We start from the raw sequence: 23,910 nt of genomic DNA, 5'->3' as shown, positions 1-23,910 counted from the left end.
CCGACTCCCGACTTTGCCTCCCGCAATTTGAACAGAAACCCATGATTATCGACCTCTACGGATTCGGCCCGGCGCTTGCCGCTGGTGCGCTGATGACCGTCCAACTGGCCCTGACCGCACTGTGCCTGGGCCTGGTGCTCGGCCTGCTCGGCGCCTTGGCCAAAACTTCTCCGTACAAGCCGCTGCAGTGGCTTGGCGGCATCTATTCGACGCTGGTGCGCGGCGTCCCGGAATTACTCTGGGTGCTGTTGATCTACTTCGGTACGGTCAACCTGATGCGCGCGCTCGGTGAATACTTCGGCAATCCCGACTTGCAACTCAATGCCTTCGCCGCCGGCGTGATCGCCCTGGGCCTGTGCTTCGGCGCCTACGCCACGGAAGTATTTCGCGGCGCGATTCTCGCCATTCCCAAGGGCCATCGTGAGGCCGGCCAGGCCCTGGGCCTGTCGAAATGGCGCATTTTTACCCGGTTGATCATGCCGCAGATGTGGCGCATCGCCCTGCCGGGCCTGGGCAATCTGTTCATGATCCTGATGAAAGACACCGCGCTGGTTTCTGTTATCGGCCTGGAAGAAATCATGCGTCACGCGCAGATCGGCGTGACTGTGTCGAAACAGCCGTTCACCTTTTATATGGTCGCGGCCGTCATGTATCTGGGCCTGACGGTGCTGGCGATGACCGGCATGCACTTCCTGGAAAAACGCGCCGCACGCGGCTTTGCGAGGAGCGCTCAGTGAACTGGGAAGTGATCATCAAGTGGCTGCCGAAACTGGCGCAAGGCGCGACGCTGACGCTGGAACTGGTCGCCATCGCTGTCATCGCCGGCCTGCTGCTCGCCATTCCGCTGGGCATCGCCCGCTCTTCGAAACGCTGGTACGTGCGCTCGCTGCCATACGCGTACATCTTCTTTTTCCGTGGCACGCCGCTGCTGGTGCAGCTGTTTCTGGTCTATTACGGCCTGGCGCAGTTCGACGCCGTGCGTGAAAGCGCTTTGTGGCCGTACCTGCGCGATCCGTTCTGGTGTGCGACGGTGACCATGACCCTGCACACGGCGGCGTACATCGCCGAGATTCTGCGCGGCGCGATACAAGCAATTCCGCCGGGCGAAATCGAAGCCGCGCGGGCCTTGGGCATGTCCAGGCCGAAAGCGATGTTCTACATTATCCTGCCCCGGGCAGCGCGCATCGGCCTGCCGGCCTACAGCAACGAAGTGATCCTGATGCTCAAGGCCAGCGCGCTGGCGAGCACCGTGACCCTGCTGGAATTGACCGGCATGGCCCGCACAATCATCGCTCGCACCTACTTGCCGGTGGAAATCTTCTTCGCCGCCGGCGTGTTCTATCTGGTCATGGCTTACGTGCTGGTTCGCGGCTTCAAGCTGCTGGAGCGCTGGCTGCGCGTCGATGCCTGCCAGGGCCGCTGAAACTTCCCATGTGCTGACGGGCGAGGACTTACTCGCCCGTTTCACGGCGCTGAATACTTTTCTGATTGAACATCAGGCGCTGTGGAAACCTCGGCCGTTCACGCATCTTTCGCTTGCCTGGGAAGCGTCCTACCCGGCCTTGTCGTCGTGGCTGCGCGAGCGATCGCTGGAAGATGCGGAACGCGCGCATAACCATCCTGCTGATCTTGTCGATGCGCCTGAGCCGTTTGCTTCATTGGCGACGTTGTCGGCGAAGTTGAGCGCGGTCGGTGAGTTGCCTTCACATGTGCTGGAAAACGCAGGTCATCGATTGAATGTCGATGTGCCTGGACGCAAGTGGCAGCAGATCGAGGCGTTTGCCAGTCGGTTGTCGTTCACCGCGCAGCCCACGCATTGGCTGGACTGGTGCTCGGGCAAAGGGCACCTGGGGCGGCGCTTACTGGGTGAAGGGCAGCAACTGACTTGCGTGGAGTACGATCCGGCTTTGGTCATCAGCGGCCAGACGTTGAGCCAGCGTCATCATCTGCACGCTTTGCATGTTGAACAGGATGTTCTGGCAGCAGACGCAGCGACCATTTTAAGCGCTCGACACACCCCCGTCGCCCTGCACGCCTGCGGCGATCTGCACGTACGTCTGATGCAATTGGCGAGTGCCGCCGAATGTCGGCAAATGGCAATCGCGCCCTGCTGTTACAACCGCATCAGTCGCAGCGAGTACCAGGCATTGTCCTCAGCGGGTTTGCGATCCGCCCTACAGCTATCGCTCGAAGACCTGGCGCTGCCGATGAGCGAAACCGTCACCGCCGGTGCACGAGTTCGACGCCAGCGCGACACCTCCATGGCAAGACGCCTGGGGTTTGATCTGCTGCAACGGCAAGTGCGCGGCGTAAATGAATACCTGCCAACCCCATCCCTGCCCAGCGGCTGGCTGGACAAACCCTTCGCTGACTACTGTCGCGATCTGGCAGCGCTGAAAGAGTTATCCACAACGGGCACGCCCGACTGGCAGGCGCTGGAAGCCGCCGGCTGGCAGCGGTTGGCCGAAGTCCGGAACCTCGAATTACTCCGCGGGCTGTTCCGACGGCCACTGGAGCTTTGGTTGAATCTTGATCGAGCGCTGTTTCTCACCGAGCAAGGATATGACGTGCGCCTCGGCATCTTTTGCCAATCAATGCTCACACCACGCAACTTACTGCTGCTGGCCGAGCGTTGAGAACACCCTGAAGCCTGTGGATAACTCTGTTGATGGAAACTTCTTGGATCCAGTATCCCTGCCTGTTTCAAGCAACCATAAGCACTGATCATTTTTTGCTCGCATCAATAAAGAACTGCGAGAACAGCGATTTGCGGACAAGATGAGAATGAATTCATGAAAATGAATTCGAACACCCTCCTGCTTATCCATATGTGCATAACCTGCCCGTTGAAAGGTATAACCGCGTCAATTCAATGATTCACAAGCACAGAAGTCCGATATTTCCACGCACGCAGGCCATCCGACTCGGCATTTCGAGCAGTGCAACGCCGCGCACGGCAACCCTGCGTGAAAGACAATTTGATCTTCGCTCAAAAATAGTCTGAATTCAGGGGTTTACAGAATCAGCCCAATCGCTATAATCGTCGCCCACACGCCGGTATAGCTCAGTTGGTAGAGCAACTGACTTGTAATCAGTAGGTCCCGGGTTCGACTCCTGGTGCCGGCACCATACAAAACAAAGCCCCTGCAGAAATGCAGGGGCTTTGTTGTTTCCGGGGCGTGGGTATTTCGACAATTTCATTTCCAGTGCAAATAGTCTTCCACTCACACGTCGCCCGATTAGCCACACGTCCTTTGACACACATCCAAAGCATGCACTCCAACCGCCGGCCCGCCTGCGGATTCAAACTCGAGAACATCTGCAAGCCATCAATCTAAGTCACCCTATGAAGCCCTCGTAGATACGAGGGCTTTTTGCGTTTCAGTGCCTGCCGAAAACCTGCGCACCTCACACCCGGTTGCCGAATGGGAACTAAATGCCGACTGCGGCAATCCCTAAACAGGTACTGAGCTGTGGAGCAGTCACGCCCCTTCATCTCGTAACAAATGGACTGAACGCATGACATGGACTTAAAAATCCGATGAATTCAACATCAGAAACGTCAAACGGCTCCGCGCGCTCCCGGCGAATCAATGACTTTGCTGACTGCCGCAATATTGCTCACGGCGCTGTATTCATCATTGCTTCGGGCAACTCCGCGAAGGATTTTCCGATCAGAGAGTTCGCCGGCATTCCAATGATCACGGTGAACGGCGCGATATCAATGTTCATGGAAACGGGCATTGAACCGTTCTTCTACGCCTGCACCGATACCAGTTTTTCAAAGCAACAGCCTGAACTGTTTGCCTATGCGATGCGCATTAGTCAGCGAGTAGCTTTGTGGGGGAACCAGGCTGAGGAACTTGCCGTTGAACCGATGGGCGATCTCTATCTGCTCAAGAAAGCGCCCAAGCCAACACTGACTGAATGGCTACTGCATATCGACAAGGATCTGGTACGTAATCGCGCTGTTCTGGGTAGCCGAAACCGGAGTATCGGATTCAGCAAAAACCTCGCTAACGGTTTCTTTGATGCTCGCACCGTTTTGTACCTCGCACTCCAGATTGCCTGTCACGCAGGTTTCTCCAAGGTGTTTTTGGTGGGAGCGGATATGAACCAGTCTGCCGGGCGCTTTTACGAGACTGATGGCAGCTCCATCTCCCCGTGCGGGCTGGACCAGCATTTTCATTCCAGAATTCTTCCATCTCTGAAACTCATGTCGGAGAAAGTCGTCGGCAGTAAGTTTGCCGTTTACAACTTGTCGTCCACTTCGCGAATTCCATCCAGCGTCATTCCCGTCAAAACCCTCGACGAAGTCAAAGCGATAATTCAGAGCTGACTGACCTCAAACACAAACGAAATCTTGCCCTGACTCGCATTCCAGACATAGCGCAAATGCTTGCCCTGCCTCGGAATCGAAACCGCCGGAGGCCGGAACGCCGCAACACATTCCTGCCCAGGCAAACGCACGCTGTTGTAGAGCAGGCCCCAGGATTGAGCATCGCGCAATTGCCGCGCAAATACCTGGGATGGCCCGTAGGCTTCGGGGTCGGGCTGATGCAAATGATCGAAGCCCCGGCGAACGTCATGCAGCGGTTTGATCACCTGATTGACGTAAGTGCGCATGGTCAATTCGAGGTCGGCTTCGTGGGTCGCGGCGAGAAAGCGCTCCTGATGAAAACAGGTTTCGGCGATGGCCGCTGCCTGGCTGCTGGCGGCGTAGTACACGCCAAAAGTACCGTCGCTGAAACGGCTGCGTTTACCGACATGAGTGAACGCGGCCATCACCGGACTGGAACCGGGGCCGGACAGACGATCTTCCGGGCGCACGCGAGCCAGTACGCCGGCCTGTTCGATCAGCCGATCATTGGTCAGCGCTTCGATGGCGTAGGCCACTTCGAGGTCTTCGGGGTCGAGGACGTCCTCGAACAGCGCAATCGGCGGGAAGCTGCTGTTGACGATGCGATAGGCCCGCGGCCACGGCACATCGACCAGCGCCGGGGTTTTCAACCGCGCACTCCGTCGAGGTAGCGGCGCACATCGGCAATGTCGACCACCCGGCCCGCCAGCATGTAGTCGATGGCAGTTTTGCCATTGAACGGTGCCGCCATGTTGGGGCTGCTGACCCAAGCGTAAGCGCGCTCGCGGCTGTTGCTGAAGATGATGCTCAGCGCCTTGTGAATGCCCATCAAGTAAGAAATGCGCTCGAGGGTGTCATGGGGCAGGCGTATGTTTGGCAGGTGCTTGTATTTATAGAACGTAGTGTTGCCGACTCCTCCGAGCAGGGTGCGCTGTTGCTCGGCGTTGCAGCCCCAATGTTCCATGAGGTTGAAAAAGAACTTCAGCGCAACGCGGCCAGCTTCGGGGGCGTCAAGTTGTTCGCGCGGGTTTAACGCTGTAGATGAAGTTGGCATCGGGCCGCCTCCAGAGAAATCATCGTGTCGTGAGAGTAGTACATATCGGTACTTTTGCTAAAAATCAATACACAAACGGACGCTAAAGCAGACTGAACAAACCGTCTTTCCTGCAAAAATATTCCGTCCTTTTTTGATCTCCATCACCCCCACCCAGCCAAAAAACCCGATCCTCCGTCAGCCTCCAGCCATCGGCGGGGAAATCAATTCACTACTAAATCCGCGACAACTATGCTCAGGTGCAGGAATATAGCCGGCATATGGCGCCGTTTCGGTCGTTTCGTAAACAACAATACCCAGCCCACTTCAGAGGGCATTACCCATGGATAGCAGAACCTTACGCAACCTCATGCGCATCGTGCAGACCGGCTCGTTGTCGGCTGCAGCCGAGCATTCGTGCCTGACCGTGCAGGCCTTGGCTGCACAGTTGAACAAGGTCGAAGAACAGTTCGGTTTCCGCTTGTTTCGTCGTTCCAACAAGGGCCTGACGCTGACACCGCAAGGCACGGAGCTCACGCCTTACATCGACAAAGTGTTGATCGCCACGCGACAGATGGAAGAAAAGGTCGAGGCGCTGAAGGTGCCGGGACAGCGGACATTGAAGGTGGCGCTGAACAACACGCTGTCGCCTGACTTCAACCGGCGCATGATCGGACGTCTGATCGAGGTGTTTGCCGATTACCAGATGGAATTCAGCTACGCCGAGTCGATGGAAAATCTCAGCAAGCTGAAGAACGAAGATTTCGACCTTGCCGTGCTCATTGGCCCACAACGCCCGGGACTGCCGAGCATCGTGCTGCCAGACGTGCAGGTACAGGTGGTCGGTGCCCATTGCGGACAGGAGAACGATCCGCTGACCTTGCTTGGCAACAAATTCCAGGTGCGTCCTGCGGAAGACTGTCCGTATTCCCACAGCTTTTTGCGTTTTCTCGACGCTGGGCTGGGCAACCACGAGAATGGCCAGCGCATGGTCTATTCCTGCAGCGAAACCCTGACGTTGTCGCTGATTACGCAGATGGACGCAGTCGGCATGGTCTCGCGTGAAGCGGCGCAGAAGAACGGTCTGACAATTTTTCCCGGTTTCGAGGACTTTCTCGAAGTGCGCCTGGCGGTGAACAATCCGGAGTTGTCGAGCCAGGCGCTGAGCGATGTCGTCGATTTGCCGTTACATGAACGAGCCGAGCGCAATGTACGCAGCCGTCCCCACCGCCACACTGAGAAAGAGGTTTTTGCTGAAATACGCACATAGCAACGTCGGAATCGCGGCATAGAATTCCGGGCGATCGAGCTGAATCTGCCGGTCCTTGATCAACAGGGGCGTGAGGCTGATCGCAGCGACGATCGCCACCGGCAAATATTCCAACGCCCGCGCCACGAACGGCGGCCAGTGTTCGGTGTTGATCTGCAGCGGCAAGGCGCGCGGCAGAAAGGTCACGGCCATCATCAGCACCACCACCAGAATCAGGAACGTTTGGTCAGGCATACACCTACTCCGCAGCCCACGAACGTGGCGATAAATACGTTGAAGGGCGAACTGCCGATCAAGCTCAGGGCGCCCATGCAGACGACGGCAGCGGCCGCTGCGATCAGCTTGTTGCGCGTATTGCACAGCGAGACCAGCACGTAGAGCATCATCGCCGTCAGCGCATAGTCGAGCTGATATTTGATCAGATGCGCCGCGTATTGCGCGCAGACCGCGCCAAGCAAACCGCCGAGCACCCAGGAGGTGTGGCAGAACAGGTTGAAACCGATCAGGTAACGCACATTGACCGGGGCGCCTGTGCCGAGTTTGACGCTGTGCAAAGCGAAGGATTCATCCGTCAGGCCACCAGCGTATGCCCAACGCTCCATGCGGCTCAAACCAAGGGCTCGCAAGGCCTTGGCCATGTACACCGACATCAGCATGTGCCGCGCATTGATCAGGAAAGTGGTCAGCACAATGGTGGTCAGCGATGCGCCGCTGGAGATCAGCGCCAGCGCAGCGAATTGCGAAGCGCCAGCATAAACAAACAAGCACATCGCCACTGGCAGCCACATCGGCAGCCCGGCGTTGACCGCCATCAGCCCGAAGACAAACGACACGGTGAAGTACCCGGCGACCACCGGGCTGGCTTCGGCAAACGTGCGCGACGGCTGGTGAGTCGCCATCAGCGGCGCGCTGCCGGACCTTTCATTCATAGATCCCTCTCAAATGTTCGTTCGCCGTGAGGTTCGCAAAAACCCTGGGCGGTCCAGAATCGCTTGCCCGCGAGGTTAGCATCGTCGACGAACAGAAACATCCGCAGCACCCCGACCCGCTTCATGTCGGATGACGCGGCTTCGACCAGGCGCTGGCCCACACCCTGGCTGCGATAGCGCGGGCTGACAGCCAGATGATTGATCGTGCCGCGACTGCCGAGCATGCCGCCCAGCACCGCGCCGACGATTTCGCCGTCGACATCGAACGCCAGATACGCCGTGGTGGTTTTCTGGATCAATACACCGCGCAGGCATTTGGCGTCCTGCCATTGGCAGAACGACACTTCGTCGAACTGGCGGAAGAAGCGTTCCATGCGCGGGGCATCCTTGGCGGTAGCGCGGCGCAATACCACGGGCGTTGAGCACTCGACGCCGTCGATTGGGGTGATCTGATTAGCGAACAATGTCGAAAGCGGTCCCGGGCCGCGAGAAGGAAATCGCCAGAATCTGCCGGTACGCCATGGCATGAGTGTGGGTGTTGCGCGCCGGAGTCACGTAATGGCGCATGTCGCGATCGAGGAAGTAAGTGGTATCGAGAATTTCCTCGTAAGTGGTCGCTGCCAGTTGCTGCTGATGGACGTCGTAAGCGACTCTCCGCACCCTCGACATTATTGCGCCCCCAGAAGTGCACACCGCTGAACGGATAGCCATCGCAGTGAATGCCTTCCGGGGTGATTTCCAGCTGTTTGCCAGGTTTGATCTCGATGCGGATCTGATGAATCTGGCACTGCCAGATTTCATCGTGCAACTCTTCCGGCAGCACGCTTTTGTACACTTCGAAATCAGTGTCGATCAGGCTGCGCATCACCGGCGAAGTAATCACTTCCTCGGAAAAGTCCTGGAAGTGGCGCACCACGCCGCCGACATAGGCATTGTTCTCTTTCGATTGCACATAGGGGCGATGCTCAAGCTGGGTGAGTCCGCGGGTTTTCGGGTTGTATTCAAAGTCACTGTAACGACGGTAGCGCATGCCGGCTTCGGCCTGACCGTAGTAACTGTCAGGCTCCATGTTTTCCCAACTTTTGGTCAGTCTGACGAAGTCGGCAAAATGACCGTAGAGATTGAAGTCACCACCCTGGACGTTGACAAATTTGTCGCGCCGTAGCGATTCGCCCACTTCTCTGTTCAAAACGATCATTACCAATTCTCCGCTGCGTTGAACGCCCTAATCTATTAGGTGGAGAAATGGCGTCCATGAGAAAGAATTTCAGGCATTTGAAACACTGCTTGAAACGAAATCTGCAGCGCTTTAAAAACAACTTTCACATGACAAAAACACTGGTTTTTCCGGTTTCCGTCGAAAAAACGTCGAAAAAAAACCCCGAGCGAATCGGGGTTTTCTCACTTCTCTTACAGCGGATCGATCATCAGAAGATGTTGATCGGGTAGTCCACGAATACACGCACCTCGTTACCGCTGACGTTGTATTCACTGGATTTCTGCGACACGCGCAGGATCGAGCTGCGCAGCTTCACGCTCAGGTCTTTGGCCGGGCCACTTTGCACGACGTACTTGAACTGGTTGAAGATTTCGCGCTCGGTGCCGCCTTCGCTGGTGGAGGTGGTGATGTTGTCGCCACGTACGTAAGCAAAGTTGTAGCTCAGACCCGGAACGCCAAACGAACCGAAGTCCAGGCCGTAGCCCAGTTGCCAGCTGCGTTCGTCTTCGGCGTTGAAGTCGGACCAGTAGGAGTTGGCCAGGTAGATGGAGTTACCACCGTCGCCGACACGACCCTGATCTTTCTGGTAACCGCCATAGGCGTAACCGAGGTTGCTGTCGCCAGTGGAACGCTGATGCGCCACGGTGAACGAGTGCGGGCCGGTGGCGAACGTGGCTGCCAGGCTCCAGATCTTGTTGTCGCGACCGGTGACGATGCTTTCGCCCGGCACGGTGTTTTCTCGCACGTACGAGCTGTCGAGTTTGGTGCGATAGCCGTTGAAGTCCAGGGTCAGCGACTGATCCTTGTTGAACGGGATGACGTAGTTGGCATTCACGTATTGTTTCTTCAGGACGTCTTCGACGTCGGACGCATACAGAGCGCCTTTGAAGTTTTCGGTGAACTGATAGCTGCCGCCCAACACGTTGATCGACTTCAGACCGCCGCTGTCACGGCCTTCATCGCTCTTGCGCGACTCGGCGGTGAAACGACCGGCGTTCAATTCCAGACCTTCGATCTCACGGGAAGTGACCAGAGTCCCGGTGTAACTTTCCGGCAGCAGACGCACGTTGTCGTAGCTCAGCACCGGCAGGGCCGGCATCTGGTCGCCGTAGGTCAGCACGGTGTTGGAGAAACGGAATTTGACCGCGGCGCCGCCCTTGGCGATGTCGTGGTTCGCGCGACCGTCATTTTCCTGCCTGAAGAAATCGATACCGCCAGCGCCGCTGCGGCCCTTGCCGCCGTCCAGACGCAAGGCGTACAGACCGAAAGCGTCCACACCGACACCGACAGTGCCTTGGGTGAAGCCCGACGAGAACGTACCGATGGCCGCTTGGCCCCATTCGGCCTTGTCCTTGTTTCCGTCTTTGTAATCACGATTGATGTAGGCGTTGCGCAGCAGCACTTTCAGGCTGCTGTCTTCAACGAAGCCCTTGGATTCGGCCTGGTCGTTTGCCATGGCCTGTGTAGCACTCAACATCCCCAGTGCGATCAGACTGATTCGCTTGTTCAACATTTTGTTTTCCTTATCACGGGTTGAAACGCGCTGTGTCGAACGGCTGAAACGGCGCTTTTGCACTCTTGTATTCACCCCGAAACAAAAAGACCCGCCACCGATGATTCATGGCGGGCCTGCTCCTTGTTTTGATTCATGGCGGTTAGCCACAGGCGTTGGGCCGAATCGTAGCCGCGCCCTGAACAGTGTGTCAATTTCAAGAATCGTCTAGAAACAAGCAGAAATCGTCTAAGAAATGGAAATTTTGCGCTGGCGGCTTGCTGTTAAATGCGTGGAGCCAGTGAATCCGCTGCGTGACAGACGTTGCGTACCTACGCCTGACTGGAAAAGGGGATGTATTACAATTTTCTTCCGAACCCGGCCGACCTGTGAATCTGACAAAGTTGGATCAAAGCAGACATAAGTTGAAACAATCAACCAAGTGAAGTAATAAGGAATAATTAACGGAAGCAAATGCAAAGCATTACCATCCGCGCGATCGAATTCTCCCACCCTCTCGGATGCGCTGTTAAATGCCTGCCCCGTTCTGTCTCACGCCCTTGACCCTTGGGCTTTGTGCTTTGCTGTCCAGCGGTTTTGCCTTCGCTGCAACCGAATTACCCGCTACTGCGATCAACGCCGAAGCGCAGGCGGATGACCCGCGAGTAAGGCTCAGTAACACCGCGACGCGCACCGCCACGCCGGTGCGTTATGTGCCGCAGGCGATCGATTCGATCAAGACTTCGAACGTCGCCAACTACGGCACCAATGATATTGGCGACGCATTGAGCGGCATGCCCAACGTCAGCAGCAGCGCCGACACCCGCTTCGACAGCCTGCGCATCCGTGGCTTCGATGCCAGCAACGACTTTTATCTGGACGGCATCCGCGACGACAGCCAATACAAGCGCGACCTGCACAATGTCGAGCGCGTCGAAGTGCTCAAAGGCCCGGCCGCAGTGCTGTACGGCCGCGGCAGCCAAGGCGGGATCGTCAACCGCGTGAGCAAAATGCCCGAGTTCGGCCGCCGCTCGACGATCGAGGCCCAGGGCGGCAGCGAAGATTTGCGCAGTCTTTACGCCGACCTCAGCACCGACCCGAGCGAAAACATCAGCCTGCGCCTGAACATGGGCAACATGGACGAAAACAGCTTCCGCGATGGCGTCAGCGGCAATCGCCAATTGTTCGCACCCTCGATGAGCTGGCAATTGACCCCCGATCTGAACTGGCTGGTGCAGTACGAATACAGCCGCTACAACCGCACGCCGGATCGCGGCATACCCGGCGTCAACGGCCGGCCGGCGGACGTAGGTCGTGATACCACGTATGGCAACGATCACGACTTCATCGACGACAAGGCGCAATCGCTGCGTTCGAAACTCACTTTTGAGCTCAACGACAGCTGGCAACTGCGCCAGACACTGGGCGTATTCAAGCTCGACAGCGATTTCGACAACACCTACCTCACCGGCTACACGCCAGCGACCAACAAGGTCACGCGTCAGCACTGGCAGCAGGACCTGACCACCCGCAACGTCTACAACAACCTCGAACTGGAAGGTGGCTTCGATACTTTCGGCCTCGAGCATCGCCTGTTGACCGGCGTCGAGATCGGCAGTCAACGCCGCGATCCGACGTTGTATAACGCCGCCACCGGCCGAACGCCCGGTGCGCAACCCGTTCCGTCGCTCGATCTGTACAGCCCCAACCGCGATCTTCGCCACACCGGCAGCATGCAGGTGGCCAGCAGCAGCCATACCGAAGTGGAGAGCCGCGCGGTGTACGTGCAGGATCAACTGCGCTTGAACGACCAATGGCAACTGCTCGGTGGTTTGCGCTACGACACCTTCGCTATCGAATCGACCAACAAACTGCGCAATTTCTCTGAGGATCGCGACAGCCACAGCACCAGCCCACGCGTCGGTCTGGTCTGGACGCCGCTGCAGAATCACTCGTTCTACGCTTCGTGGTCGAAGACTTTCTCGCCGGTGGGCGGCGGCTTGATTGGCATCACACCGGGCGCGGCCGGTAATACCAACGACCTCAGCCCCGAACTGACCAAGCAGAAAGAAATCGGCGTGAAGAGCGATTGGCTCGATGACCGTTTGAGTACCACCCTGGCCGTTTACGATCTTGAGCTCTACAACCGCCGCACTGCCGATCCGAACGACCCGACCCTGACGGTAATGTCCGGTCTGCAACGCTCACGCGGTATCGAATTGACCGCCACCGGCAACCTCGTCGGCAACTGGTACGTGCGCGGTGGCGTCGGCGTGCAGGACGCAACCATCGAGAAGGACAACAACGGCCTGGAAGGCAAGCGCATCAACAACGTCGCCAAGCGCAACGCCAGTCTGTTCCTGACCTGGAAACCGGAAATGGGCTGGTACGGCGAGACCGGCCTGACCCTCGTTGGCCAGCGTTATGCCGACAATGCCAACACCGTGGTATTGCCAGGATATGGTCGCTGGGATGCGCTGGTCGGTTACCGGATGAAGGACTGGGATCTGCGTGCGGCGTTGAACAACATTGCTGATCGCGAGTATTACGCCTCAGCGACCAGCCAGTATCAGATCCAACCGGGTGCGCCACGCAGTGTCGTGATGACCGGCACCTACAGTTTCTGATTGCACATAACATCTGGTGGGAGGGGGCTTGCTCCACAGATTCAATGTTCGCGATGGTATTTGTGTCGTGCATAAAAAAGCGCCGCCCTCCCGGCAGCGCTTTTTCCAATCCCTGTTGTTCTTCCTATCCTTCCATCACAGCCCACAACGCATCCAGTTCGGCCTCGCTGAACAGGTCAGCGGGATAGCGCTCGATCATCATCCGGCGCGGATCAGGTTCTCTGATCTGACGCGTTCCATTGGATTTCAACCAGTGCGCCACACGCTGGAGCGTTTCGCCGTTGACGGCCATGGGATGCAAAGTCCGCTCGCTGATTACGTTCACTTCGGCGTTCATTTCAGCGCTCTCTCCCGTTCGTGAGCGGCTACGTTATCCAAGATTCATGACAGAACTGTTGAAGTTCCTCTCCCTCCCTAGTGCAACAGAAGCAATACAAGAGGTATGCCAAGGTTTTTACCGGGACGACCAGTGGAGGCAAAAAAAGCCCGCAGTCCTTTCGGGCTGCGGGCTTGGTGTTCCTGACCGGTACGTTAACAAACGTCAGGCTTTTTTATCTGCCAGCTCAGGCTGTTACGTCTGACCTCACTCTTTGTGCGGCGCCGGTTGTTGTTGGGTAAGGCAGTGAATATTGCCGCCGCCCAGTAACAGTTCGCGCCCCGGCACCATTACCACTTCGTGCTGCGGGAACAGCTTCTGCAGAATTTCCCTGGCCGGCGCGTCCATTGGGTCATCGAAGCTCGGCGCGATGATGCCGCCGTTGACGATCAGAAAGTTCACGTAGGAACCCGCCAGACGCACGGAAGGATTGCGCTCCTGCGAACCGTCCACCGCGTCAACCCCGGCGCATTCTTCTTCGGTCGCATACAGCGGCCCCGGTATCGGCATCTTGTGCACCGTGAACGGGCGACCCTTGGCGTCGGTGCTGCTTTGCAGCACGTTCATTGCAGCCTGGCAGCGCGGGTAGTTCGGATCCTGCGGATCGTCGGTCCACGCCAGCAAAACTTCGCCCGGGCGCACGTAGCAGCAGAAGTTATCCACATGGCCGTCGGTTTCATCGTTGAACAAGCCATCCGGCAACCAGATGATCTTCTCCACGGCCAGGTTGTCGCTGAGCACCGCTTCGATTTCTTCGCGGCTCAGGTGCGGGTTGCGATTGCGGTTGAGCAGGCATTCTTCGGTGGTGATCAGCGTGCCTTCGCCATCGACATGAATCGAACCGCCTTCGAGCACGAAACCTTCAGTGCGGTAGCGCGGGCTGCGCTCGATTTCGAGGATCTTGCCGCCGACTTGCGAATCACGGTTCCACGGCGCATACAGGCCGCCATCGAAACCACCCCAGGCGTTGAAATCCCAGTTCACGCCGCGCACTTCGCCACGGTTGTTGATGACGAAGGTCGGACCGCTGTCACGCACCCAAGCGTCGTCGCTGGACATTTCCACCACGCGGATATTCGGCACATCGAGGCGCGCGCGGGCGTTTTCGTATTGGCCAGCGGAGACCGCAACGGTCACCGGCTCGAAGCGGGCGATAGCTTTGGCCACCGCGGCGTGTGCGGCCTGCGCCGGTTTGCCGCCCAGGCGCCAGTTGTCCGGGCGCTCGGGCCAGATCATCCAGGTCTGGGTCTGTGGCGCCCACTCGGCCGGCATGAAGAAGCCGTCGGCGCGTGGGGTACTTTTCAATGTGGTCATCAGGACTCCAGGGAACCGTCGAGGGTTTTCAACGCGCCGTACAGATTTGGCCGGCGGTCGCGGAATGAACCCCACGCGCTGCGAATATGTTCCAGCTCGTCGAGGTTGAACGTGTGCACAAGAATACCTTCTTCGGTTTTATTCAGCTCCTGCACTTTTTCGCCGAACTGGTTGGCGATGAACGACGAGCCGTAGAAGGTGATGTCGTAGCCGTCCTGCTCTTCGTTGCCGATGCGGTTGCTGGCAATCAGCGGCATCAGGTTGGCACCGGCATGGCCCTGCTGCACACGCTGCCAATGATCGCGCGATGAGATGGTCTTGTCGTGTGGCTCGCTGCCGATGGCAGTCGGATAGAAGAGGATTTCCGCACCCTGCAGCGCCATGCTGCGTGCAGCTTCCGGGAACCACTGATCCCAGCATATGCCCACGCCGATTTTTGCGTAACGGGTGTTCCATACCTTGAAACCGGTGTCGCCCGGGTTGAAGTAATACTTCTCGTGATAACCCGGGCCGTCGGGGATGTGGCTCTTGCGATAAATCCCCAGATTACTCCCGTCGGCGTCGATGATCGCGATGCTGTTGAAGCGTGCCCGGCCGGCCAATTCGTAGAAGCTGATCGGCAGCACTACTTGCAACTCTCTGGCGATTGTCTGGAAATGCTTGATGGCGACGTTCTCTTCAACCGTCGTCGCCAGTTGCAAGTAATCCGGATTCGGTTTCTGGCAAAAGTACGGCGCCTCGAACAGCTCCTGAATCAGGATGATCTGCGCGCCTTTGGCGGCAGCTTCGCGGACCAGCCTTTCAGCGGTTTCGAGGTTGGCTTCAAGATCCCACGAACAGGCCATCTGCGTGGCGGCGACGGTAACGATACGGCTCATGAATCATCTCCGGGCTAGTGCTTTGACGGTCAAAGAATTCGACCGAAAAGAAAACGCGCGCACCGGACAAGCGATCGCCACCCCGGAGCAATGGCGACTTTATAACCGATAAATATCGGCTTTAAAAGCGACTGAAACGCCTTCTATCTAAATAAACCCAGAAAATACCGATACAAATCGAATTTATCGTCCAAAACAAACGTGGGAGCGGGCTTGCTCGCGAAAGCGGTATTTCAGTCACTAGAGAGGGTGACTGAAATACCGCTTTCGCGAGCAAGCCCGCTCCCACAGGAGGATGTGCGGTGCTTACAGGCCTTCAGCAAGCACCCGATCCAGCATATCGACAAAGAAATCCACACTCTGGCGCGACGTCACCATTGGCGGCTTGATCTTGAGGATGTTCAAGTCATCGCCGGTCGGCTGCATGAAAATCCCCAACTCGCGCAGACGATCACACAGCAACGCGGTCTCGGCGGTTGCCGGCTCCAGCGTCTGCCGATCGCGGATCAGCTCCAGGCCCAGATAAAACCCGGAGCCGTGCACCGCACCCACCAGCGGATGTTTATCGATCAATGCTTGGAGCCGCGCCTTGAAGTGGCCGCCGACCACCTGGGCGTTCTCCCAGAGTTTTTCTTCCTCCATCACATCCAGCACCGCCATGCCGATCTGGCAACTGACTGGACTGCCGCCCGCCGATGAGAAGAAATAACCCTCGGCCTCCAGCGCCTCGGCTATTTCCCGGCGAGTGATCACCGCGCCAAGTGGCTGGCCGTTACCCATGCCTTTGGCCATGGTGATGATGTCCGGCACTACGCCCTGCTCTTCGAAGCCCCAGAAAAAATGGCCCATGCGCCCGTAACCGACCTGCACTTCGTCAGCGATGCACACCCCGCCTTGCGCGCGGACTCGTTCATACACCTGCTGCAAATAGCCCGGCGGTAGAGAAATACCCCCCGCATTGCCGTAGACCGGCTCGCAGATGAAACCGGCCAGTTGGCGCTTCTGCTCAGCCAGTTTCTGCAGATGATGTTCGACGCTGCGCACGTAATCCGGCGCCGAATCCGGGCCACGGAATTCGCCGCGATAAGTGTTCGGTGCGGTCACTGGATGCACCCATTCCGGGCGACTTTCCAGGGCTTTCGGGTTGTCGGCAATCGAGGTCGAAACCGCATCAGCGCCGACTGTCCAGCCGTGATACGCCTCAAGCACACTGATCATGTCGCGCCCGCCGCTGAAGGCCCAGGCCAGACGAATCGCCAGATCATTGGCCTCGCTGCCGCTGTTGACCAGGAACACGCGATCCATGCCCGGCGGTGCGAGCTTGAGCAAGCGCTCTGAAAACTCGGCGACTGCTGCGTAGTTGAAGCGCGAGTTGGTATTGAGCAACGACCACTGCCGCGCCGCGACCGCCGCCATCCGCGGATGACCGTGGCCGAGCACCGCGACGTTGTTGAGCATGTCCAGATACGAACGGCCCTGCATGTCGATAAGGTGATTGCGCCAGCCGCGCTCAATACGTGGCGGGTCGACGTAATAGTGTTTTTGCGTGCGGGCGAAACTGGCGTCGCGGCGTTCGAGCAGGGTTTTCGCGTCCAGCTCAGGCTCGGCATCGCAGGCCAGCCCGAGCAAGGTCGCCGGTGATGGGCACAAAGTCCGCCAGGCTGATGCGCGGGTCGGCGTGCAGAACAGCGGCGCGTCGAGCTCCGCTTCCCGGCACAACTGCACGAGCAGCGGCGCCGTGACCGCACCGAGTTTCTGGCCTTTCTTCAGTGCTGCGCCATGGCCAGGAATCGGCGTCACGCCCCACAGGCGGACGCTGAACTGCGGGCCATCGAGTTGCAGCGCACCGTCCGACGTTTGATTCAGAACGCCGGCGAACGGTGCTTGCACTTCGGCCCCGATGGGCACACGCAATTCGACATGTAACGGGAACGTGTCCGGCTCAGTCGCGCTGTCCGGCCGGGTGCGTGACAAGCGGTACTGGCCATAACGCGTCGCCGCCAGCCCATGCACCGCTGCCGCTTCTGTCAGCAAGCGTTGATCGATGCCCTCCTGCTCCCAGTTGCCAGCCTCGAAGTGCGGGCTCAACACGCCCAGATCGATCAGCGCAAATTCGCGCCCGACCAGGCCGGGCAGCAGCGGCGCAAATTGAATGTTTTCGCCACTCGGCAGGGGCTGGTCGAGGGCCGCCAGAATGGCCGCTTCCATCAGCGCCAGGGGCACCGAGGTCGCGACGCGGAAAATTTCCCACTCATGGCTGAGGTTGTCGCGGCTGTAGGTATTGGTGGGATCGATGCTCACCTGCTGCTCGCCACTGAGCACCAGCACCGCCGCCCGCGCCACGATCAATGGCCACAGCGCTTGCAGCTCAGCGTACTGCAACGGATTGACCGCGTGATAAGCCTGGACCGCCGGCAGGATGACAAACGGATCGCCATCGGCGTGGTGCAGCAAAGCCGCACAGGTCACCGACAGATCAGTGATGCGCCAGGTGCGCACCAGATCACCGAAATCGATCACACCCTGCAGCTGCCAATGCCGCTGAGCATCGCGGGCCCAAACGACGTTGTCATCGGTGATATCCATGTGGATCGTCTGCACCGGCAGCTTGTCCAGCAACGGCCGCAAGCGGTGCCGGGCCTGTTCGGCAGCAGCGCTGATCGCCGCACGCTGCGGCTCGTCGCTGATCACTGGCAACAGATGACTGATCAAAGCATCGGCGTGACGCGCATCCCATTGCAAGGTGCGCTCAAGGCCCGGGTGATCGAAACCTGCCAGGGCCAGATCCATCTCGCCACAGAGCCGGCCAAACCCGGCGACCACGTCCTGGCCAAGATGATCGAAATCGGTCAACGGCTGCCCGTCGATGTACTCCAGCAACCGCACATGAACCGCTTCGCCATTGGCTTGCAGCGACAACAGGTCTTCACCGTTATTGGCAGCAATCACGCGAGGCACCTTGATCGGCGAGTGCTCGGCCAGATACTTGAGCCCGGCGTGCTGGGCTTGCAGCTCCACAAGCGCGTAATCGCCACGACAGACTTTCAACACGAAGCGCCCATTTGCGCTGTCGACGCGGTAATTCAGATCCTGCTGGCTGCCGAGCGCCTGCAACGTGCCGCCAATTCCGTAATATTCGGCCAGCCATTGCAGCGCCTGCGCCTCTGAAACCTGCGGACCGGGCAAACTGGCGCGATGTATCAACGTGGCGAGCGGCATGAAACGACCCCTGAAATTTTATTAGGCGCTTATATCGCCATTGCCTTAGCGGTTGCGCAACCCCTCAGGACGTTGACGGTTAAACGAAAATGGAAATGTGATCGCAAAAGCCTTCCAGGCAAACTTTCCTACAAGACTTTCAGATTGTGTTTCAGCGCAGCTCTGGGCAACCTGCGCCCCGAATTTCACAGCACGGATGCAAGCTCACGTCATGTCCCATCGTCGCCTCGCCCTCACGAACAAAAAAGTCCGTAACATCCCTCGCCGCATGCGAGCTCTGGCCGCGTGGTCCGCTGATTTCGAGGGATGCTTTCCGGCCGGCCTGACTCTCGAGGATAAATACTGGAACTGGAAAATTCCGATCCACATGGCGATGGTCGAAGGAAAACAGGCGACAACCGATCTGAAAAGACAATGTGCTCAGCACTTGATCGACGCGGCGCAGCATCTTCGCCTGGCTCGGCCGGAGCATGCACTTGACTGCAGGGTGGTCGCAGCCGTTTGTGTTCCCGGCATGTTTTCCAGCGAAATCTGTATCTATACGGATCTGCAATACCACCGCAGTCATATCCCTGCCCGCGACAGCGAATACATCGAAACCGGTAAGAGCCTGGCGCAAGACTGGGGGCTCGTTTTGCCACAGGGGATGGGCGAACGAGGCTTGCGCTACGAAGTAGAAGGCTGGGATGGCCAGACTTGCGAAGAGGAACACTGGTTTTTTGGTGAGGTCGATTGAGGCTGCGGCGCAGTCCGCACTCGCGCCCTGCAGCACTTTGCGCAAGAATGTCGGCCATTCACACTCATCAATGGAAATCCTCATGAATGTCATCACCACCGAGCTGCCCGGTGTTCTGATCATCGAACCCAAGGTGTTCGGCGACGAGCGCGGTTTTTTCTACGAGAGTTTCAATGCCAAGGCGTTTCAGGACGCCACCGGTCTCGATACGCAATTTGTCCAGGACAACCATTCGCGCTCGCAAAAAGGCGTGCTGCGTGGCCTGCATTACCAGTTGCAGAACACCCAGGGCAAACTGGTTCGCGTGACCGTGGGTGAAGTGCTTGATGTGGCGGTGGACATCCGTCGCAGCTCGCCGCATTTCGGCAAATCGGTGGCGGTGCGCCTGTCGGCGGAAAACCATCGTCAGCTGTGGGTGCCGGAAGGTTTCGCTCACGGTTTCGTGGTGCTGAGTGATTTTGCTGAATTCCTCTACAAGACCACCAACTATTACGACCCGACCTCCGAACGCAGCATTCGTTGGGACGACCCGGCGCTGGGCATCGACTGGCAACTGGACGAAGCGCCGAAGCTGTCGGCCAAGGACCAGGCAGCCGCGCTGCTCAAGGACGCTGACGTCTTCGCCTGAGGCCAGGTCTGTACGAAAACTCGCCGAGCGGTGATCAGGCAAGGCAAAAACAGGCGAGGAAGCGGAGTCCAGGTACCTAAATGAGCATTCCGAGCCTGTTTTTAACGCAGCATGATCGATGCGCAGGCAGTTTTCGTACAGAGCAAAGGCATAATGCGCCTGTCCCTACAGGCGCTACCGGCTCATGAAAGCATCTCTCCCTCGCAGACCCCGCTGGCGCAGCCTCGCGCTGTTGGCCCTGTGCCTGGCGCCGCTGCTGTGGCCGCTGGAACACCTCGCCGAGCGCTATTACCGCAGCGAACTCGCCGGGCAGAATCGCCAGACCCTCGATCTTTACGTCGCCAACCTGCTCGGCACCCTGCATCGCTATGAAGTGTTGCCGCAGATTCTCGGCGACTTGCCGGCCCTGCGCGCAGTCCTCGGCGCGCCGGATGACGGCGTCACCCAAGGCAACGCCAACCGCCTGCTGAAAAACATCGCCGCGCAGACTGGCGCAGAAGTCATGTACCTGATGGACACCTCTGGCCAGACGCTGGCGGCGTCGAACTGGGACAAACGTGACAGTTTCGTCGGCCGCAATTTCGCCTTTCGCCCGTATTTCAGCGAAGCCATGGCCGGGCGCCTCGGGCGCTTCTTCGGCCTCGGCACGACGTCCGCCAAACGCGGCTACTTCTTCGCCGCCGCGGTGCGCAACGGCGAGAAGATCATCGGCGTGCTGGTGATCAAGGTCGACCTCGACCACACCGAAAGCCTGTGGGGCAAAACCCCGGAACAACTGCTGGTGACCGACCATAACGGCGTGGTCATCCTCACCTCGCGCCCCGAATGGCGTTTCCGCTCGACCCGCGAGTTGAGCGATACAGAGCGCTCGGCGATCACTGCGATCCAGCCGTACCCGACGCGCGAGCCGCGGCCGCTGAACCTCAGCCCCGACGCCTGGCTGATCCAGACCCACGATATCGCCGAAACCGGCTGGAGCGTCAGCATCCTCGCGCCGCGCACGCTGATCGACCGCCCGGTGCGCACCGTCGTCGCGATTGGCGGGGCGACGCTGCTGGTGGTGATGCTGCTGCTGGGTCTGATGATGCAGCGCCGTCGCCATTATCTGGAGCGCATCGCCTTCGAGGCCAAGGCGCGACGTGAGCTCGAAGGCCGGGTTGCCGAGCGCACCAGCGATCTTGAAGGCCTCAACCGACGCCTGAAGCAGGAAGTGCTGGAACGCGAAACCGCGCAACAGGAATTGGTTCGCGCGCAGGATGATCTGGTTCAGGCCGGCAAACTGTCGGCACTGGGGACGATGTCGGCAAGCATCAGCCACGAACTCAATCAGCCGCTGGCGGCGATCCGCAGCTACGCGGAAAACGCCGAAGTGCTGCTCGATCATCAGCGCACCGACGACGCGCGCGGCAACCTCAAGTTGATCAGCGAACTGACCGGGCGCATGGCCTCGATCATCGCCCACCTGCGCGCCTTCGCCCGTCGAGACCGCCACGCCCCGGAGAGCGTCGCCCTGCAACCGGCGCTGGACGATGCGCTGGCCTTGCTGGCCAAACGTCGGCGCAGCATGGAAGTCGAACTGATCCGCGACCTGCCCGCCGCGACGCTGTGGGTCGAGGCCGGCGAAACCCGCTTGCGCCAGGTTCTCGGTAACCTGCTCGCCAACGCTCTCGATGCCCTGACTGAAAAAGGCCCGCCGCGCAAATTGTGGCTGAGTGCCGAAGCCACCGCCGACGGCGTCAATCTGTACATTCGCGACAACGGCCCCGGGTTCTGCATGGAAGCCCTTGGCCGCGCCAGCGAGCCCTTTTACACCACCAAGACTCGCACGCAAGGCCTGGGTCTGGGGCTGGCCATTTGCGAAACGCTGATGCGCGCTTTCGGCGGTGAGTTGTCGTTCGCCAACCATAAGCAAGGCGGCGCCCTGATCACCCTGCGCCTGCGCGCCGGCGCGCCCGGGGTCAGCCTGCAACCGTCCGAGGATCGAAGTGCATGACCATCGACAATCGCATCCAGGTAGTGTTGATCGACGACGATCCGCACTTGCGCCAGGCCCTCGGCCAGACCCTGGACCTGGCCGGCCTGAAAATCCTGCCGCTGTCCGAAGCCAAGGGCCTGGCTGCGCAACTTGAGCGTGACTGGCCGGGTGTGGTGGTCAGCGACATTCGCATGCCGGGTATGGACGGCCTCGAACTGCTCAGTGAACTGCACGCGCAGGATCCCGAGTTGCCGGTGCTGCTGATCACCGGCCATGGCGACGTGCCCTTGGCGGTGCAAGCGATGCGCGCCGGCGCTTACGATTTTCTGGAAAAACCGTTTGCCAGCGATGCCCTGCTCGACAGCGTCCGCCGTGCCCTCTCGCTAAGGCGACTGGTGCTGGACAACCGCAGCCTGCGTCTGGCCCTGAGCGATCGCAACGAACTGAGCGCGCGACTGGTCGGCCATTCGACGCCGATGCTGCGCCTGCGCGAGCAGATCGGTGCGCTGGCAGCGACCAAGGCTGACGTGCTGATCCTCGGCGAAACCGGTGCTGGCAAAGAAGTCGTAGCCCGTGCATTGCATGACTTGTCGAGCCGGCGCAACGGCCCGTTCGTGGCGATCAACGCTGGCGCGCTGGCGGAATCGGTGGTGGAAAGCGAGCTGTTCGGCCACGAACCCGGCGCCTTCACCGGAGCGCAGAAACGTCGCATCGGCAAATTCGAATTTGCCAACGGCGGCACGCTGTTTCTCGACGAAATCGAAAGCATGAGCATGGACGTGCAAGTGAAATTGCTGCGCATGTTGCAGGAGCGTGTCGTCGAACGCCTGGGCGGCAACCAACTGATCCCGCTGGACATTCGCGTCATTGCCGCGACCAAGGAAGACCTGCGTCAGGCCGCCGACCAGGGCCGCTTCCGCGCCGACCTGTATTACCGTCTCAACGTCGCGCCGTTGCGCATCCCGCCGCTGCGCGAACGAGGCGAAGACGCCTTGGTGCTGTTCCAGCATTACGCCGACGAAGCCAGTGCTCGCCACGGTTTGCCGCCCCACCCATTGCAACCGGCACAACGCGCTCTGCTGCTGCGTCACACCTGGCCGGGCAATGTGCGTGAGCTGCAAAATGCCGCCGAGCGGTTTGCGCTGGGACTGGAGCTGGCATTGGATAATAGTGCTGATGGCAGCGGCGGCACGCCTGTCGAACTAGTCAGCGGCGGCCTCAGCGAGCAGGTGGAAAATTTCGAGAAATCGCTGATCGCCGCCGAACTGGCGCGCTCGCACAGCTCGGTGCGCAGCCTCGCCGAAGCCCTGGGCATTCCGCGCAAAACCCTGCACGACAAATTGCGCAAACATGGCCTGAATTTCGGCGACAGCAGCCATGGGGAAGAGAGCGAATGAGCAGCGAAAGCGCATACCTGCAAACGGTGCTGCACCACGACATTCCGCTCACTGCCGAGATGGGTCTCGAGGTGCTCGAGTGGCGCGAGCAACAATTAAGCCTGCACCTGCCGCTCGCACCCAACATCAACCACAAGAGCACCATGTTTGGCGGCAGCCTGTACTGCGGCGCGGTGCTGGCCGGTTGGGGCTGGTTGCATTTGCGTTTGAAGGAAGAAGGAATTGGCGACGGACACATCGTCATTCAGGAAGGGCAGATCAGTTATCCGCTGCCGGTGACCGGAGACGCCGTGGCGATTTGCCCGGCGCCTGATGCGGCAATATGGAAGAAGTTTCTGGCGATGTACCGGCGTTATGGGCGAGCGCGGTTGACGCTGGATACCCGGATCCTGAATGTGGGAAGTGCAGACGATGCGGTGAGATTTACCGGGCAGTACGTTTTGCACCGCTGAAGCAA

At 59.0% G+C, this 23,910-nt stretch carries 21 protein-coding genes, 1 tRNA gene and 1 pseudogene; 12 read left to right on the top strand and 11 right to left on the bottom strand.

What is annotated here, in order from left to right; translation table 11 throughout:
- The first annotated feature begins 41 nt into the window (after window positions 1-41).
- From ACP7D9_RS16015 to ACP7D9_RS15995, 5 genes are all read left to right on the top strand, one after another.
- On the top strand, window positions 42-737 hold the full coding sequence (locus tag ACP7D9_RS16015; protein ID WP_101156808.1) for an ABC transporter permease: 696 nt from the start codon (window positions 42-44) through the stop codon (window positions 735-737).
- On the top strand, window positions 734-1,423 hold the full coding sequence (locus tag ACP7D9_RS16010) for an ABC transporter permease (RefSeq protein WP_016772145.1): 690 nt from the start codon (window positions 734-736) through the stop codon (window positions 1,421-1,423). Before ACP7D9_RS16015 ends, ACP7D9_RS16010 begins: the two co-directional genes overlap by 4 nt.
- The gene (locus tag ACP7D9_RS16005) at window positions 1,404-2,636 is read left to right on the top strand and encodes a methyltransferase (protein ID WP_426158494.1); all 1,233 of its coding nucleotides are present in this window, start codon (window positions 1,404-1,406) and stop codon (window positions 2,634-2,636) included. The genes ACP7D9_RS16010 and ACP7D9_RS16005 overlap by 20 nt, the downstream gene beginning before the upstream one ends.
- A 417-nt stretch (window positions 2,637-3,053) precedes the next feature.
- Window positions 3,054-3,129, top strand: a tRNA-Thr gene (locus ACP7D9_RS16000).
- Window positions 3,130-3,541: 412 nt separating this feature from the next.
- Entirely contained in the window at window positions 3,542-4,339 is a 798-nt protein-coding gene (locus ACP7D9_RS15995; protein WP_426158492.1) for a lipopolysaccharide biosynthesis protein, read from the top strand.
- Here the strand turns inward: ACP7D9_RS15995 and ACP7D9_RS15990 are convergent.
- On the bottom strand, window positions 4,330-4,995 hold the full coding sequence (locus ACP7D9_RS15990; protein WP_397478604.1) for an RES family NAD+ phosphorylase: 666 nt from the start codon (window positions 4,993-4,995) through the stop codon (window positions 4,330-4,332). The genes ACP7D9_RS15995 and ACP7D9_RS15990 overlap by 10 nt on opposite strands.
- An 11-nt stretch (window positions 4,996-5,006) precedes the next feature.
- Complete coding sequence (locus ACP7D9_RS15985; RefSeq protein ID WP_397478553.1) at window positions 5,007-5,414, bottom strand: MbcA/ParS/Xre antitoxin family protein; 408 nt, start codon at window positions 5,412-5,414, stop codon at window positions 5,007-5,009.
- A gap of 322 nt (window positions 5,415-5,736) precedes the next feature.
- Here ACP7D9_RS15985 and ACP7D9_RS15980 point away from each other — a divergent pair, with 322 nt between their 5' ends.
- Entirely contained in the window at window positions 5,737-6,663 is a 927-nt protein-coding gene (locus ACP7D9_RS15980) for a LysR family transcriptional regulator (RefSeq protein ID WP_101156815.1), read from the top strand.
- On the opposite strand, the gene ACP7D9_RS15975 is transcribed toward ACP7D9_RS15980, so the two are convergent.
- The 5 genes and pseudogenes from ACP7D9_RS15975 to ACP7D9_RS15955 all read right to left on the bottom strand — a co-directional run bounded on the left by ACP7D9_RS15975 (window position 6,580) and on the right by ACP7D9_RS15955 (window position 10,324).
- Window positions 6,580-6,897, bottom strand: coding sequence for an AzlD domain-containing protein (locus ACP7D9_RS15975; RefSeq protein ID WP_024011198.1), 318 nt, complete (start codon window positions 6,895-6,897; stop codon window positions 6,580-6,582). The genes ACP7D9_RS15980 and ACP7D9_RS15975 overlap by 84 nt on opposite strands.
- A complete protein-coding gene (locus tag ACP7D9_RS15970; protein WP_101156817.1) occupies window positions 6,876-7,592 on the bottom strand; it encodes an AzlC family ABC transporter permease in 717 nt (238 codons plus the stop codon). The genes ACP7D9_RS15975 and ACP7D9_RS15970 overlap by 22 nt, the downstream gene beginning before the upstream one ends.
- Complete coding sequence (locus tag ACP7D9_RS15965) at window positions 7,589-7,966, bottom strand: GNAT family N-acetyltransferase (RefSeq protein ID WP_101156819.1); 378 nt, start codon at window positions 7,964-7,966, stop codon at window positions 7,589-7,591. The genes ACP7D9_RS15970 and ACP7D9_RS15965 overlap by 4 nt, the downstream gene beginning before the upstream one ends.
- Before the next feature lie 79 nt (window positions 7,967-8,045).
- Window positions 8,046-8,790 (bottom strand): annotated as a pseudogene (locus ACP7D9_RS15960) (2OG-Fe dioxygenase family protein).
- 229 nt (window positions 8,791-9,019) lie between these two features.
- Entirely contained in the window at window positions 9,020-10,324 is a 1,305-nt protein-coding gene (locus ACP7D9_RS15955) for an OprD family porin (RefSeq protein WP_101156823.1), read from the bottom strand.
- Between the two features lie 512 nt (window positions 10,325-10,836).
- On the opposite strand from ACP7D9_RS15955, the gene ACP7D9_RS15950 reads away from it, so the two are divergent.
- Window positions 10,837-12,930, top strand: a complete 2,094-nt coding sequence (locus tag ACP7D9_RS15950) for a TonB-dependent receptor (protein ID WP_426158488.1) — start codon at window positions 10,837-10,839, stop codon at window positions 12,928-12,930.
- A 124-nt stretch (window positions 12,931-13,054) separates the two neighbouring features.
- Here the strand turns inward: ACP7D9_RS15950 and ACP7D9_RS15945 are convergent, their stop codons facing one another.
- The 4 genes from ACP7D9_RS15945 to ACP7D9_RS15930 form a co-directional block, all read right to left on the bottom strand.
- Window positions 13,055-13,267 carry a hypothetical protein gene (locus tag ACP7D9_RS15945; RefSeq protein ID WP_090288350.1) on the bottom strand — a complete coding sequence of 71 codons (213 nt, stop codon included), beginning with the start codon at window positions 13,265-13,267 and terminating at the stop codon, window positions 13,055-13,057.
- Between the two features lie 246 nt (window positions 13,268-13,513).
- Entirely contained in the window at window positions 13,514-14,620 is a 1,107-nt protein-coding gene (gene aguA, locus ACP7D9_RS15940) for an agmatine deiminase (protein ID WP_426158486.1), read from the bottom strand.
- The gene (gene aguB / locus ACP7D9_RS15935; RefSeq protein WP_101156829.1) at window positions 14,620-15,498 is read right to left on the bottom strand and encodes an N-carbamoylputrescine amidase; all 879 of its coding nucleotides are present in this window, start codon (window positions 15,496-15,498) and stop codon (window positions 14,620-14,622) included. Before aguB ends, aguA begins: the two co-directional genes overlap by 1 nt.
- A gap of 306 nt (window positions 15,499-15,804) precedes the next feature.
- Window positions 15,805-18,717: an aminotransferase gene (locus ACP7D9_RS15930; protein WP_426158484.1), complete on the bottom strand. Its 2,913-nt coding sequence runs from the start codon at window positions 18,715-18,717 to the stop codon at window positions 15,805-15,807.
- A 211-nt stretch (window positions 18,718-18,928) separates the two neighbouring features.
- On the opposite strand from ACP7D9_RS15930, the gene ACP7D9_RS15925 reads away from it, so the two are divergent.
- From ACP7D9_RS15925 to ACP7D9_RS15905, 5 genes are all read left to right on the top strand, one after another.
- Window positions 18,929-19,453 (top strand): DUF3916 domain-containing protein, encoded by a 525-nt coding sequence (locus ACP7D9_RS15925; protein ID WP_426158482.1) that lies wholly within the window; start codon window positions 18,929-18,931, stop codon window positions 19,451-19,453.
- A gap of 82 nt (window positions 19,454-19,535) precedes the next feature.
- Window positions 19,536-20,081 (top strand): dTDP-4-dehydrorhamnose 3,5-epimerase, encoded by a 546-nt coding sequence (gene rfbC, locus ACP7D9_RS15920; RefSeq protein WP_101156832.1) that lies wholly within the window; start codon window positions 19,536-19,538, stop codon window positions 20,079-20,081.
- A 184-nt stretch (window positions 20,082-20,265) separates the two neighbouring features.
- The gene (locus ACP7D9_RS15915) at window positions 20,266-22,074 is read left to right on the top strand and encodes a sensor histidine kinase (RefSeq protein WP_101156834.1); all 1,809 of its coding nucleotides are present in this window, start codon (window positions 20,266-20,268) and stop codon (window positions 22,072-22,074) included.
- Window positions 22,071-23,453, top strand: coding sequence for a sigma-54-dependent transcriptional regulator (locus ACP7D9_RS15910; RefSeq protein ID WP_426158479.1), 1,383 nt, complete (start codon window positions 22,071-22,073; stop codon window positions 23,451-23,453). The genes ACP7D9_RS15915 and ACP7D9_RS15910 overlap by 4 nt, the downstream gene beginning before the upstream one ends.
- On the top strand, window positions 23,450-23,905 hold the full coding sequence (locus ACP7D9_RS15905) for a thioesterase domain-containing protein (RefSeq protein ID WP_426158478.1): 456 nt from the start codon (window positions 23,450-23,452) through the stop codon (window positions 23,903-23,905). The genes ACP7D9_RS15910 and ACP7D9_RS15905 overlap by 4 nt, the downstream gene beginning before the upstream one ends.
- Window positions 23,906-23,910 lie beyond the last annotated feature (5 nt).

The sequence above is a fragment of the Pseudomonas sp. TSRC2-2 genome, assembly GCF_049897785.1.
Lineage (GTDB): Bacteria > Pseudomonadota > Gammaproteobacteria > Pseudomonadales > Pseudomonadaceae > Aquipseudomonas.
Note: the sequence above shows the minus strand (reverse complement) of the source record. Positions and strands in the feature narration are given on the sequence as shown.

What these genes read in the sequence shown, in the direction of transcription:
- ACP7D9_RS16015 (WP_101156808.1), top strand. Translation starts at nt 42, where the DNA reads ATGATTATCGACCTCTACGGATTCGGCCCGGCGCTTGCCGCTGGTGCG.
- ACP7D9_RS16005 (WP_426158494.1), top strand. Translation starts at nt 1,404, where the DNA reads ATGCCTGCCAGGGCCGCTGAAACTTCCCATGTGCTGACGGGCGAGGAC.
- ACP7D9_RS15995 (WP_426158492.1), top strand. Translation starts at nt 3,542, where the DNA reads ATGAATTCAACATCAGAAACGTCAAACGGCTCCGCGCGCTCCCGGCGA.
- ACP7D9_RS15985 (WP_397478553.1), bottom strand. Translation starts at nt 5,414, where the DNA reads ATGCCAACTTCATCTACAGCGTTAAACCCGCGCGAACAACTTGACGCC.
- ACP7D9_RS15980 (WP_101156815.1), top strand. Translation starts at nt 5,737, where the DNA reads ATGGATAGCAGAACCTTACGCAACCTCATGCGCATCGTGCAGACCGGC.
- ACP7D9_RS15975 (WP_024011198.1), bottom strand. Translation starts at nt 6,897, where the DNA reads ATGCCTGACCAAACGTTCCTGATTCTGGTGGTGGTGCTGATGATGGCC.
- ACP7D9_RS15970 (WP_101156817.1), bottom strand. Translation starts at nt 7,592, where the DNA reads ATGAATGAAAGGTCCGGCAGCGCGCCGCTGATGGCGACTCACCAGCCG.
- ACP7D9_RS15965 (WP_101156819.1), bottom strand. Translation starts at nt 7,966, where the DNA reads ATGGAACGCTTCTTCCGCCAGTTCGACGAAGTGTCGTTCTGCCAATGG.
- ACP7D9_RS15955 (WP_101156823.1), bottom strand. Translation starts at nt 10,324, where the DNA reads ATGTTGAACAAGCGAATCAGTCTGATCGCACTGGGGATGTTGAGTGCT.
- ACP7D9_RS15950 (WP_426158488.1), top strand. Translation starts at nt 10,837, where the DNA reads ATGCCTGCCCCGTTCTGTCTCACGCCCTTGACCCTTGGGCTTTGTGCT.
- ACP7D9_RS15945 (WP_090288350.1), bottom strand. Translation starts at nt 13,267, where the DNA reads ATGAACGCCGAAGTGAACGTAATCAGCGAGCGGACTTTGCATCCCATG.
- aguA (WP_426158486.1), bottom strand. Translation starts at nt 14,620, where the DNA reads ATGACCACATTGAAAAGTACCCCACGCGCCGACGGCTTCTTCATGCCG.
- aguB (WP_101156829.1), bottom strand. Translation starts at nt 15,498, where the DNA reads ATGAGCCGTATCGTTACCGTCGCCGCCACGCAGATGGCCTGTTCGTGG.
- ACP7D9_RS15930 (WP_426158484.1), bottom strand. Translation starts at nt 18,717, where the DNA reads ATGCCGCTCGCCACGTTGATACATCGCGCCAGTTTGCCCGGTCCGCAG.
- ACP7D9_RS15925 (WP_426158482.1), top strand. Translation starts at nt 18,929, where the DNA reads ATGTCCCATCGTCGCCTCGCCCTCACGAACAAAAAAGTCCGTAACATC.
- rfbC (WP_101156832.1), top strand. Translation starts at nt 19,536, where the DNA reads ATGAATGTCATCACCACCGAGCTGCCCGGTGTTCTGATCATCGAACCC.
- ACP7D9_RS15915 (WP_101156834.1), top strand. Translation starts at nt 20,266, where the DNA reads ATGAAAGCATCTCTCCCTCGCAGACCCCGCTGGCGCAGCCTCGCGCTG.
- ACP7D9_RS15910 (WP_426158479.1), top strand. Translation starts at nt 22,071, where the DNA reads ATGACCATCGACAATCGCATCCAGGTAGTGTTGATCGACGACGATCCG.
- ACP7D9_RS15905 (WP_426158478.1), top strand. Translation starts at nt 23,450, where the DNA reads ATGAGCAGCGAAAGCGCATACCTGCAAACGGTGCTGCACCACGACATT.